General features: G+C 73.0%; 8 protein-coding genes, 1 tRNA gene and 1 pseudogene. 8 read left to right on the forward strand and 2 right to left on the reverse strand.

The features are described 5' to 3' along the window. Positions 1-230 precede the first annotated feature (230 nt). From ACZ5GP_RS08705 to ACZ5GP_RS08730, 6 genes are all read left to right on the forward strand, one after another. A complete protein-coding gene (locus tag ACZ5GP_RS08705) occupies positions 231-1,694 on the forward strand; it encodes an FGGY family carbohydrate kinase (protein ID WP_468750101.1) in 1,464 nt (487 codons plus the stop codon). Then, positions 1,691-3,175: an FAD-dependent oxidoreductase gene (locus ACZ5GP_RS08710; RefSeq protein ID WP_468750102.1), complete on the forward strand. Its 1,485-nt coding sequence runs from the start codon at positions 1,691-1,693 to the stop codon at positions 3,173-3,175. Before ACZ5GP_RS08705 ends, ACZ5GP_RS08710 begins: the two co-directional genes overlap by 4 nt. Continuing rightward, positions 3,165-4,394, forward strand: coding sequence for an NAD(P)/FAD-dependent oxidoreductase (locus tag ACZ5GP_RS08715; RefSeq protein WP_468750103.1), 1,230 nt, complete (start codon positions 3,165-3,167; stop codon positions 4,392-4,394). Before ACZ5GP_RS08710 ends, ACZ5GP_RS08715 begins: the two co-directional genes overlap by 11 nt. A 141-nt stretch (positions 4,395-4,535) precedes the next feature. Beyond that, positions 4,536-5,057: a MarR family winged helix-turn-helix transcriptional regulator gene (locus ACZ5GP_RS08720; protein WP_468750104.1), complete on the forward strand. Its 522-nt coding sequence runs from the start codon at positions 4,536-4,538 to the stop codon at positions 5,055-5,057. 121 nt (positions 5,058-5,178) lie between these two features. Next, positions 5,179-6,366 (forward strand): thiolase family protein, encoded by a 1,188-nt coding sequence (locus tag ACZ5GP_RS08725; protein WP_468750105.1) that lies wholly within the window; start codon positions 5,179-5,181, stop codon positions 6,364-6,366. An 84-nt stretch (positions 6,367-6,450) separates the two neighbouring features. After that, positions 6,451-7,965: a long-chain-fatty-acid--CoA ligase gene (locus ACZ5GP_RS08730; protein WP_468750106.1), complete on the forward strand. Its 1,515-nt coding sequence runs from the start codon at positions 6,451-6,453 to the stop codon at positions 7,963-7,965. Positions 7,966-7,977: 12 nt separating this feature from the next. Here ACZ5GP_RS08730 and ACZ5GP_RS08735 read toward each other — a convergent pair whose 3' ends face one another. Both ACZ5GP_RS08735 and ACZ5GP_RS08740 read right to left on the reverse strand, forming a co-directional pair. Beyond that, on the reverse strand, positions 7,978-10,044 hold the full coding sequence (locus ACZ5GP_RS08735; protein ID WP_468750107.1) for an MDR family MFS transporter: 2,067 nt from the start codon (positions 10,042-10,044) through the stop codon (positions 7,978-7,980). Between the two features lie 162 nt (positions 10,045-10,206). Then, complete coding sequence (locus ACZ5GP_RS08740; RefSeq protein WP_468750108.1) at positions 10,207-10,740, reverse strand: DUF309 domain-containing protein; 534 nt, start codon at positions 10,738-10,740, stop codon at positions 10,207-10,209. A gap of 107 nt (positions 10,741-10,847) precedes the next feature. Here ACZ5GP_RS08740 and ACZ5GP_RS08745 point away from each other — a divergent pair. Beyond that, positions 10,848-10,921 (forward strand) — tRNA-Pro (locus ACZ5GP_RS08745). Positions 10,922-11,258: 337 nt separating this feature from the next. After that, positions 11,259-11,906 (forward strand): annotated as a pseudogene (locus ACZ5GP_RS08750) (glycoside hydrolase family 5 protein); the annotation flags it as partial. Positions 11,907-12,167: the final 261 nt, after the last annotated feature.

Here is a 12,167-nt window from a genome sequence, read left to right on the forward strand (position 1 = left end):
TCGGCAGGGGCCTCGGTGAAGAGGTCGTCGGGCAAGGGGCTTCGGTGAAAGGGGTGTTGATGATGTTGTTCGGCGGACAGTGTAGATCCGGCCCTCACCTGTGCAGGGCACTTCCCGCATCTTTTGTGATCGGCTTCTGTCAACACGGCGCGCCGCGTGCTCATATGCCGCGGTGACCTGATCGCTCCGGTCCCTTGACGCCCTCCGTCCCCCTGTAGCAGGCTTCCGCGGTGATCACCTATGAGCGGCCTTCGGCGCAGCGGCCCGTGCTCGCCGTCGACCAGGGCACCTCCGGGACGAAGGCCCTCGTGGTCTGCCCGGAGCGCGGCGTGATCGGCTCCGGCACCGCCGAGGTGCGCCCCCGCCACCTGCCCGGCGGCGGCGTGGAGGTCGACCCCGCCGAGCTGCTCACCTCCGTGGTCGACGCCGGCCGGCGGGCGCTGGCCGAGGCGGGCGAACCGGTCGCCGCCGTCGGCCTCGCCAACCAGGGCGAGACCGTCCTGGCCTGGGACCCCGACTCCGGGCGGCCGCTGACCCCGGCCCTCGTCTGGCAGGACCGCCGCGCCGCCTCGCTCTGCGCGGAACTCGCCGAGCACGCCGAGGAGTTGCGCCACCTCACCGGCCTGCCGCTCGACCCCTACTTCGCCGCTCCCAAGATGGCGTGGATACGCCGCCACCTCACCCGGCGGGGAGTGGTCACGACCAGCGACGCCTGGCTCGTCCACCGGCTCACCGGGGCCTTCGTCACCGACGCCGCCACGGCGGGCCGCACCCAGCTCCTCGACCTCGACGACGTCACATGGTCACCGCGCGCACTGGAGCTCTACGGCCTCACGGAGGAACGCCTGCCCCGCGTCGTCGACGCCGCCGGCCCCGTCGGCACCACCACCGCCTTCGGCCCCGAGATCCCGCTCACCGGACTCCTCGTCGACCAGCAGGCCGCGCTCCTCGCCCAGCGCGTGACCGAGCCGGGCAGCGCCAAGTGCACTTATGGCACGGGGGCGTTCCTGCTCGCCCAGACCGGAGGACGGCCCCGGCGCGGGGACTCGGGCCTGGTCAGCTGCGTCGCCTGGCGGCTGGACGGAAAGGCCGACTACTGCCTCGACGGGCAGGTCTACACCGCCGCGTCCGCCGTCCACTGGCTCACCGACCTCGGTGTGATCGGCGGGGCCGAGGACATCGACCCCGTGGGCGGCGCCGTCCCGGACGCGGGTGGCGTCACCTTCGTACCCGCGCTCGCCGGCCTCGCGGCCCCCTGGTGGCGCGGCGACCTGCGCGGCTCGCTGACCGGGCTCGGCCTGGACACGGGTGCCGGGCACGTGGTCCGCGCCCTGTGCGAGGGCATCACCGCCCAGGTCGCCTCGCTCGCCGACGCGGTGGCGGCGGACCTGGGCGGGCCCCTGACGAGCCTGCGCGTCGACGGCGGCCTGACGCGCTCGACGCTGCTCATGCAGACCCAGGCCGACCTGCTCCAACTGCCGGTCGAGGTATCGGCGTTGCCCGACGCCACCGCACTCGGCGTGGCCGCGCTCGCCCGGATCGGCCTGGACCCCGCGCTCCCGGTCGCCGAGGTCGCCCCCGCTTGGCGACCCGCCGCCACCTACGAGCCGAGGATCGGCGCGGACGAGGCCGCCGAACGCCTCGCGGGCTTCCGTTCGGCCGTGACGGCGCTGATGGAACGCACGCCCTCATGAGCGGAGGCGACGCCGTAGCGGACGCCTGGAGCGCCGGCCGGGTACTGAGGAACGGCGCGCTGCCGGAAGCGACGTACGACGTGACCGTGATCGGCGCCGGAGTCGTGGGCTGCGCCATCGCCCGCGAGCTGGCCCGCCACCGCGGCCTGCGCATCGCCCTGGTGGACGCGGCGAACGACGTCGGCGAGGGCACCTCCAAGGCGAACACGGCGATCCTGCACACCGGGTTCGACGCCGTGCCCGGCTCCCTGGAGGCCCGCCTCGTCCGCGAGGGCCGACGGCTCCTGGCCGCGTACGCCGCCGCGTCGGGCATTCCCGTCGAGCCGGTCGGCGCCCTGCTCATCGCCTGGGACGAAGAACAACGCGCCGCGCTGCCGGCCCTGTTGCGCAAGGCGGCCGACAACGGCTACGACGCCGCGCGGATCATCGGCCCCGAGGAGGTGCGGGCCCGCGAGCCCCACCTGGGCCCCGGGGCCCTCGGCGCGCTCGACGTACCCGGCGAGAGCGTCATCTGCCCCTGGACGACCACCCTCGCGTACGCGACGCAAGCGGTGCGCGGCGGCGTCGACCTCCACCTCGCCTGCCGTGTCGAGCAGATCGCCTCGACGCCGGCACGCCACGAACTGACCACGACCCGCGGTGTCCTGCGCACCCGGCACCTCGTCAACGCCGCGGGGCTGCACGCCGACACGATCGACCGGCTGCTCGGCCACGACGACTTCACCGTCACCCCGCGCCGAGGCCAGCTCATCGTCTTCGACAAGTTCGCCCGCGGCCTGCTGCGGCACATCCTGCTGCCCGTCCCGACCGCCCTCGGCAAGGGTGTGCTGGTGGCCCCCACCGTCTACGGCAATGTCCTCCTGGGCCCCACCGCCGAGGAGTTGGACGACAAGACGGCCACCGGGTCGACCGCCGAGGGCATCGCCGCCCTCCGCGAGAAGGGCCGCCGGGTCCTGCCCGAACTGCTCGACGAGGAGGTCACCGCCGTCTACGCCGGGCTGCGCGCCGCCACCGAGCACGACGACTACCGCATCCACGCCCACAAGGAAGAGCGCCACGTCACGGTCGGCGGCATCCGCTCGACCGGGCTCACCGCCTCCCTGGCCATCGCGGCCCACGTCACCGAACTCCTCGCCACCACGGGCCTGGACCTGCCCCCGGCCCGCGACCTGCCGCCCGTCCGCATGCCGAACCTCGGCGAGGCGTTCCCGCGCCCCTATCAGCGCGCCGACCTCATCGCCGCCGACCCCGCGTACGGCAGCATCGTCTGTCACTGCGAGCGGGTGACGCGCGGCGAGATCCGCGACGCCCTCGCGGGAACCGTCCCGCCGGGCTCGCCGGACGGGCTGCGCCGCCGCACCAGGGCGCGCGGCGGGCGCTGCCAGGGCTTCTACTGCGGGGCCGAGGTGCGCGAACTCTTCGAGCAGGGCTTCCGGCGGGATGCCGGGAGCGGTGGGGGACGGGGTCCGGATGAGGCGTGAACGCATCGTCGACGTGCTGGTCGTGGGGGCCGGGCCGGCCGGTCTCGCCACCGCCGTGGGCCTCGCCGGGTCGGGCGTCGGCGAGATCGAGGTGGTCGACCGGGAGCGGCGGGCGGGCGGCGCGGCGCGGCACTGCGCGCACGGCGGCTTCGGCCGCCTCGGCACGACCGGGGCACGGTACGCCGAGCGCTGGGTGGCCGCGGCCGTCGGTGTCGGCGCGGTCCTGCGGACCGGCGTGACCGTCACCGCCTGGTCGGGCCCGCTGACCGTGGACACCACCAGCCCGCACGGCCTGGAGCGGATCACCGCCCGGGCCGTCGTCCTCGCCACGGGCGCGCGCGAACAACCGCGCGCGGCACGGCTGGTGCCCGGGACCCGGCCCGACGGGGTGTTCACCACGGGGGAGTTGCAGCGAGCCGTCCACGGCCACGGCCGGCGGATCGGCACGCGGGCGGTGGTGGTCGGCGCGGAGCCCGTGAGCTTCGCCGCCCTGGACACACTGCGGCGCGCCGGGGTCGAGGTCGCCGCACTCGTCACGGAGCACCCCCGCCACCAGGCACCGCGCGCCCGCGCCGCCGAGGCCCGGCTGCGGCACGGCATCCCGCTGCTCACCGGCGCCACCGTCACCGAAATCCTCGGCAGCGGGCGTCTGTCGGGGGTGCGACTGCGGCACCCGGACGGCGCGACGGCGCACCTCGCCTGCGACACGGTGGTCTTCACCGGCGATTTCGTCCCCGATCACGAACTGGCCCGGCACGGCGGGCTGCCGCTCGACCCCGGCACGCGCGGCCCCGCGGTCGACGGTGCCTTCCGCACCGCCGAGCGCGGCGTCTTCGCGGTGGGCAACCTCCTGCACGCCGCGGAGACCGCGCGCGTGGTGGCCCGGGAGGGCGTCGCCGCCTCCCTCGCGGTGTGCCGCTACCTCGCGGACGGTGACTGGCCCGCGGCCTCGGTGCCGCTGCGGGTCACGGGCCCGCTCGCCTGGGTGGCCCCGAACCGGCTGGTGCCGACGGAGGAGGCGCTGGGCGAGGGCTTCATGGTGCGGACGACGGAGTTTCTCGCCCACCCCGTGCTGACGGTCACGCAGGACGGCAGGACGCTCCACCGGGCGCGCCGCCGACGCCCGGTGACCCCGAACCGGACCTTCCGCGTCTCCGGGGAGTGGACCGGGCGGGTGGACGCGCGCGGCGGCGCGGTACGGATCGACCTGGCTCCCTGAGACCTCCGCGGCCTCCGTGCCTCGCGCCCGCCCCGTGCCTCGCCCCCGGCCTCGCGACCTGCGTCCGGGTCCGCGTCCGCCTCCCGCGAAACAGCATAAGAAACTTACGTAAGTCGGCGAGCCGTTCTTAAAGTGGACGCCATGCCGAACGACGAACCGCACACCCCCTTGACCGGCGACCCGGACGCAGACGTGGAGATGGACGTAGATGACGGAGATGTGGACGGAGAAGTGGACCTGGACGTGGCAGCCTTCACCGCCGCGATCGAGGACTTCAACCGCTTCTACATCCGCCTGCCGGTCCTGGAGAAGCTGCCCTTCACCACCCTGTCCGTGCTCGACACCCTCGCGTTCGGCGGCAGCCCGCGCCGGCTGACCGAGCTGACGAAGACCGAGCAGGTCAGCCAGCCCGGCATCACGCAGCTGGTCACCCGTCTGGAGCGGGACGGCCTGGTGGAGCGCCGTCCCGACCCGAGCGACGGCCGCGCCGTCCTGGTCCACGTCACCGAGGCGGGCCGGGAGATCGGCCGCTCCCGCCGCGCCGACCGCTCCCGCCACCTGCGCCCGCTGGTCGAGCGGCTCACCGACGAGGAGCGCCGGGCGATCACGGCCGCCCTGCCCGCCCTCACCCGGCTCGCGGAACTGGGGCGCGCCCAGGCGTAGGAGAGCGGGGGCGGGGGCCGGCGGCGACCCCTCTTCCCACAGCCCCCGACTCCCGCATAGACTCCAAAACTAGCAGCGCTAATTAACGCAGCGAGACCGCAAAACGATCCGGAGTCGTATCGTGCGCACCGTCCACTTCGCCGCCGCCCGCCGCACCCCCATCGGCAAACTCCGCGGCGCCCTCTCTCCCGTCCGCCCCGACGACCTCGCCGCGGGCGTCGTGAGCGGACTGCTCGCCGACCTGCCGCAGCTGGACCCCGCCCGCATCGACGACATCTACTGGGGCGCCGCCAACCAGGCGGGCGAGGACAACCGCAACGTCGCCCGCATGGCCGCCCTCCTCGCCGGCCTTCCGGAGTCCGTGCCCGGCGCGACCGTCAATCGGCTGTGCGCCTCCGGCCTCGAAGCCGTCACCACCGCCGCGCGCACCATCGCCGCGGGCGAGGCCGACATCGTGCTGGCGGGCGGCTCCGAGTCCATGAGCCGCGCCCCCTTCGTCCTGCCCCGCCCGGACGAGGCCCTGCCGCACCGCATGGAGACCGCCGACACCCGCCTCGGCTGGCGCCTGACCAACCCGAGGATGAACGACCTGCACGGCGTCCTCGCCATGGGCGAGACCGCCGAGGAGGTCGCCGAGCGCCACGGCGTCTCCCGCGAACGCCAGGACGCCTTCGCGCTGCGCAGCCACCAGCGCGCCGCCGCCGCCCGCAAGGACGGCCACTTCGACGACGAACTGCTCCCCGTCACCCGGCCCGACGGCGTCGTGGTCGACACGGACGAGTGCGTGCGCGAGGACACCTCGTACGAGAAGCTCAGCGGCCTCAAGCCGGTCTTCCGCAAGGGCGGCACGGTCACGGCGGGCAACGCCTCACCGATGAACGACGGCGCCGCGGGACTGCTGCTGGTCAGCGAGGAGGCGCTCAACGACCTGGGGCTGGAATCCCTCGGACGGTACGCCGCCGGGGCCTCCGCCGGCGTGCACCCCGACGTCATGGGCCTTGGGCCGGTCCCCGCAACGCGCAAGGTGCTCGACCGCCTCGGCTGGAGCGTGGGCGACCTCCAGGAGGCGGAGTTCAACGAGGCGTTCGCCGCCCAGGCCCTCGCCTGCGTCGACGCCCTCGGCATCGACCCGGAGCTGGTCAACCCCTCCGGCGGCGCCATCGCGCTCGGCCACCCCCTCGGCTGCTCGGGGGCCCGCATCCTCACCACCCTGCTGCACCGCATGCGCCGCACGGGCGCCTCGCGCGGCCTCGCCACCATGTGCGTCGGCGTGGGCCAGGGCAGCGCGCTCCTCGTCGAGCGCGACTGAGCCGGCCGGGCGCGCCGCCGGGCGCGCCCCGCCGAGCAGCAGTCCGAATCACCGAAGGCCGCACGGAAACGGAGCACCACCCCCATGGCAACGCTGTCCCTCGCCGCCGTCCTCGCCGAACCCGCCCGCCGCCACCCGGACCGCATCGCCCTCGTCGAGGGGGAACGGCGGTTCACCTTCCGTGAGTTGTGGCGCGAGGCCCGCGCGCAGGGCGCCGCGCTGGCCGAACTGGGCGTGCGGCCGGGGGACCACGTGGCGCTGATGGCGCCCAACACCGCCGAGTTCCCGAAGGCCTACTACGCGATCCTCGCCGCCGGGGGAGTGGTCGTCCCCGTCCACCTGCTGCTCTCCGCGGAGGAGGTCGAGCACGTCCTGCGCGACAGCGGCGCGCGCCTGCTCCTGTGCCACCCCGCGCAGGCGCGCACGGGAGCGGCGGCCGCCGAGGCCACCGGCGTGCGCATGCTGGAGCTGGGCGCCGCCGGCGAACTGGAGGCGCTGACCCGCGCCGCCGAGCCCCTCGCCTCGTACGCCACCCGGGACGCCGACGACCCGGCCGTCATCTTCTACACCAGCGGCACCACCGGTGTCCCCAAGGGCGCCGTGCTCAGCCACTTCAACCTGGTGATGAACGCCACCGTCAACGCCTTCGACGCCAACGACGTCCGCCCCGACGACGTCGCGCTCGGCGCACTGCCCCTCTTCCACGCCTTCGGCCAGACCGTCTCCATGAACTCCACCTGGCGGGCCGGCGCGACCCTGGTCCTGCTGCCCCGCTTCGACGCCGCGCGGGCCATCGAGCTGATGGTGGCGGAAGGGGCGAACACCTTCCACGGGGTCCCCACCATGTTCGTCGGCCTGGTGGCGGCCGCCGCCGGCGCCCCCGAGCTGCCCCGGCTGCGCCTGTGCGTCTCCGGCGGCGCCTCGCTGCCCGTCGCCGTACTCGAACGCTTCGAGGAGGCCTTCGGCACGCCCGTGTACGAGGGCTACGGCCTCTCCGAGACCTCCCCGGCCGCCTCCGTCAACCAACCCGATCTCGGGACCAGGGCCGGGACCATCGGCCACCCCCTGTGGGGCGTCGACGTGGAGATAGCCCGCGCCGAGGTCGACGACCGGGTGGAGCTGCTGCCCGTCGGCGAGCTCGGCGAGGTCGTGGTCCGCGGCCACAACGTCTTCTCCGGCTACCTGGGCCGCCCCGAGGCCACCGCGCAGGCGCTGGTCGACGGCTGGTTCCGCACCGGCGACCTGGGCACGAAGGACACCGAGGGCTTCCTGAGGATCGTCGACCGCAAGAAGGACGTCATCATCCGCGGCGGCTTCAACGTCTATCCGCGTGAGGTCGAAGAGGTCCTCATGCGCCACCCCGACGTCGCGCAGGCCGCCGTGATCGGCCTGGACCACCCCGTCCACGGCGAGGAGATCTGCGCCGTCGTCGTCCCGGCGCCCGGCGCGGCCAAGGACCCGGAGGCGATCATCACCTGGTCGAAGGACCACCTGGGCCGCCACAAGTACCCGCGCCGCCTGGAGTTCACTGACTCCCTCCCGCTCGGCCCCAGCATGAAGGTCCTCAAACGGGAACTGCGCACCCACTACAAGGCGTAGGCGGCAGGGGGTTCACCGCGACGCGAACGACGCGCCCGCCGTCTCCGGGGCGAGGCCCTGCTCCAGGTCCTCCGCGAGGAGCCGCTTGGCGATCGTGTCGAGCGCCGCGGTGAGCTGCTCGTCCGGCGGCCGTCCGAGGTCCTTCTCGACCTCCTCGGCCAGCCAGGACGACCACGCCCCGGAGATGACCTCGGCCTCGCGCTCCCCGGCGGGCGTCAGGGAGAAGTACGTGCCGGTGTGGGTCAGATACCCCTCCTCGGCCATGCGGTCGAAGACCGGCACGAGCACCTCGGCCGGAATCCGGCGGCGCGCCGCGATCACACCGAGACCGGCGTACCCCACCATCCGGGTGAAGAGCGCCACCTGCATGACCGCCCACGCGCCCGCGATGTCCAGACGTGTGTCGGAGCCCTTGATGATGCCGCGCGCGGTGTCCATGCCGACCTTGCCGACGACGCCGGCCACACTCCGCTCCAGGACGTGCCCGGAGTCCCCGCTGCCGGGCTGCGCGAAGCCCTCGCCCATGTCGGGCGCGCCCATGCGGGCGCTGTCACGCAGCTCGACCTGCTTGAGGAAGAGCGCCACCAGGAACCCGACGAGCGCCACGGGCACGGTCCACAGGAAGACCGTGTGCAGGGTGTCCGCGTACGCCTCGACGACCGGCGCCGCCGCGGCGCCCGGCAGCTCGTGCACGCCCTGCGGGCTCTGGGCGGCCCTCGCGACGGCCGCCGGGTCCGCCGCGCCGCTCTCCGCGGCCGCCGCGACGCCGTCCTTCAGGTTCGGGGCGAGCGTGTTGGCGTAGATCGTGCCGAACACCGCCGTACCGAACGAGCTGCCCAGCGTACGGAAGAACGTCACCCCGGAGGTGGCGGTGCCCAGATCGCCGTACGCGACCGTGTTCTGCACGGCGATCGTCAGGACCTGCATGCACAGACCGATCCCGGCGCCGAGCACGAACATGTACAGCGACTCCAGCCACGCGCTCGTGGCGCTCCCCATGAGCGAGAGCAGATAGAGCCCGAGCGCCATCACCAGGGCGCCGACGATGGGGAAGATCCGGTACGTTCCCGTCCTGCTGACCACGTTGCCGCTGAAGATGGACGCGATGAGCAGCCCGACCACCATGGGCAGCGTCCGCACGCCCGAGATCGTGGCCGAATCGCCGTCGACGTACTGCAGGTAGGTCGGCAGGAACGTCATCGCGCCCAGCATCGCGAAGCCCACGACGAAGCTGAGGATCGAGCAGACCGTGAAGACGGGGTTCGAGAAGAGCCGCATCGGCAGCATCGGTTCGGCGGCGCGTGTCTCGACGACACAGAACAGCGCCAGGGCGATCAGACCCCCGACGAACAACCCGATGATCGTGGGCGACCCCCACGCGTACTCGTTGCCGCCCCAACTCGTCGCCAGGATCAGCGCGCTCGCCCCGACCGCGACGAGGGCGATGCCCAGATAGTCGACGACCGGCCGCACCACCGACTTCACCACCGGGATCGTGCGGGCCGCCGCGATGACCACGACGATCGCGATGGGAACGTTCACGTAGAACGCCCAGCGCCAGGTCAGATGATCCGTGAAGAGCCCGCCGAGCAGCGGCCCGATCACGGTCGACACCCCGAACACGGCACCGATCGCACCCTGGTACTTGCCGCGCTCGCGCAGCGGGATGACATCGGCGATCAGCGCCATGGACGTCACCATCAGCCCGCCCGCGCCGATGCCCTGCATCGCCCGCCAGGCGATGAGCAGCGTCATGTTCGTCGACAGACCGCACAGGAACGATCCGGTGATGAAGACGACCGCCGAGACCTGGAAGACGACCTTGCGCCCGAACAGGTCGCCGAACTTGCCGACCAGGACGGTGGCGACGGTCTCCGCGAGCAGATACGACGTCACCACCCACGACATGTGTTCCGCCCCGCCCAGATCCGACACGATCGTGGGCAGCGCCGTGCCGACGATGGTCTGGTCGAGGGCGGCGAGCAGCATCCCCAGCATGATCGTCACGAAGACGACGTTGCGGCGGCGCCGGTCGAGAGCGGGCGGCGCCTGCACCGCGGCGGCCCGCTGATCGGTCATGGTCACACGGCCACCCTCACATCGGGCCGGGGCGGCTGCATGCGGGGCCGGTCCGGTCCGGTGACGCCACACGGGCGCCGCCCGTGCGGGCCGCGCGGAAGTGTGCCGGGCGCGGAGGGCAGTGGGGGTGTCGCGAACGGGGGGCCTACGGGGGGCTCCCCTTCAGTGGGTGGCGCTCCCGCGCAGCCGAGGGGCGTGGCGGACCGCGTCCACCGGCGTCTCCGTCCGCTCCAGCAGGCCCGCGAGCGCCTCGGCCCAGCCGACGAGCCCCGCGATGTCGATCCCGTACGGCCGCTCGCGCCCGCCCGGCGCGCCGCGCCAGGACGTGACGGCCCCCGCCCCCCGAAGCAGCAGCCGCGCCCCGCCCGTGACGTTGCCGCGCGCCGAGTGGGTGAGGCCCACCGCCAACTGCGCCAGCCCCTTCCACAGCTCCCGCTCGTCGGGCGGGCCGGACTTCCAGGCGTCCTCGAACACCTCGTGCGCGTGGAAGGGCCGACCCGCGTCCAGCAGGGCCTGCGCCTCGGCCACGGACTCCTCGGGGGTACGCACGACTCCCTCGGGCTGGCGGGCCACGCCCTCAGTGCCGTAGGGCAGCGGCCGCCCGAGCCCGTCACGGGGCCGCTGGTTGCGGGCCCGGCCCTCCTCGTCGCGGTCACGGTCGCGGTCACGGTCGTCCGGTCGGGGTGCAGTGCTCATACGACGATTGTCGCGCGTACCTGACGGCGGTCACCGGGGAACGGAGCACCCGTGCACGTGGGGTAGAGTTCTACCTGTGATCACGCGGGACACCGCACGGAACACACCGGGACGTGGCGCAGCTTGGTAGCGCACTTGACTGGGGGTCAAGGGGTCGCAGGTTCAAATCCTGTCGTCCCGACTCGAAAGAGTCGCAGGTCAAGGGGCCGCTTCAGAGTAATCTGAAGCGGCCCCTTGATCGTTTTTGGGGACCAGCTGGGGACCAGGTCCCTTGACCGTTTTGTCAGTGTGCATTGTGTGCGGTGTGGGCGTTACAGGCGATACCTTGACGCTGAAATGACGCTCGTGACGCTCATTTGACGCTCGTTCTGATGGAGTGCCAGGCACGCTGATGTGCTGCTCAGGTCAGTTGTTAGGTGAAGGTCGCAGAGGGTTGTCTCAGGAAAAGGGCCGCAGGTCACCCCGGCGCCTGGTCATCGACCCCGCGCCCTCGGGTGGCCGTTTCTCCCACCGGAAGCGCCCGCCTGCTGGTCTTCTGGGACGGCCTGGAGCCGCGGCGCGGGCGCTACAGCGAGTCGTACCTGCGCAAGTTCGGGCGCATCCTCGACTGGGCACGCGAGCACGGTGTCCACGTCGTCATCGACGCCCACCAGGACGTGTTCGGGCCCGCGTTCGGCCACCGCGGGATCCCGGCATGGGCGACGCGGACCGACGGGCTGCCGTTCACCGCGCACCCCGAGGACTGGTTCGCCGAATACTTCGAACCCGCCGTCCAGCGCGCCTTCACCCACCTCTACCAGGACGCCGACCTGCAACGCGCGCAGGCCCCCATGTGGCGCCTGCTGGTGGACCGCTTCGGCGGACACCCCGCGGTCTTCGGCTACGACCTGATCAACGAGCCGATGGGGGAGCTGCGCGCGGGCGAGGACCTGGCCAGTGCCGCACGCCGCATCGAGGCGACGCAGCTCACCCCGATGTACCGCCGCCTCACCGCCGCCATCCGCACCCGCGACCGCTCGAACCACCTGTTCATCGAGCCGACCCCGATCGTCGGCGAAGGCGTACCCACCGGCCTGGGAAGCGTCCCCGACGAACACCTCGTCTACGCCCCGCACTTCTACAACACCCCGATGGAGGCGGGCGCCGACTACGACCCGGCGGCCGGGGGCAGGCTGGTCTGGGTCCTGGGCGGCTCTCGGAAGCGGATTCGTGGCCGTACCTCGTCGCAGCGGTCCGGGTCTATATGGAGCCGCACAGGAGACGCCCTCTCCGGTCGCGCCGGAGGGGTGGGTTGAGTCGTGGTGTCGTGCCGCACAACACCGGCCGACGGGATCGAGGAGTGTCACGGAGTGCTGGGCCGATTCCGGCAATCGTGGCGAAATCGGTTCGGATTTAGCCGAGAGTCGGCCCCCGTAAACCAAAAGGGG

This window comes from Streptomyces sp. NPDC031466 (genome assembly GCF_055581265.1).

Coding starts and splice junctions, on each gene's coding strand:
- ACZ5GP_RS08720 (WP_468750104.1), top strand. CDS start 4,536: ATGCCGAACGACGAACCGCACACCCCCTTGACCGGCGACCCGGACGCA.
- ACZ5GP_RS08710 (WP_468750102.1), top strand. CDS start 1,691: ATGAGCGGAGGCGACGCCGTAGCGGACGCCTGGAGCGCCGGCCGGGTA.
- ACZ5GP_RS08730 (WP_468750106.1), top strand. CDS start 6,451: ATGGCAACGCTGTCCCTCGCCGCCGTCCTCGCCGAACCCGCCCGCCGC.
- ACZ5GP_RS08735 (WP_468750107.1), bottom strand. CDS start 10,044: ATGACCGATCAGCGGGCCGCCGCGGTGCAGGCGCCGCCCGCTCTCGAC.
- ACZ5GP_RS08740 (WP_468750108.1), bottom strand. CDS start 10,740: ATGAGCACTGCACCCCGACCGGACGACCGTGACCGCGACCGTGACCGC.
- ACZ5GP_RS08715 (WP_468750103.1), top strand. CDS start 3,165: ATGAGGCGTGAACGCATCGTCGACGTGCTGGTCGTGGGGGCCGGGCCG.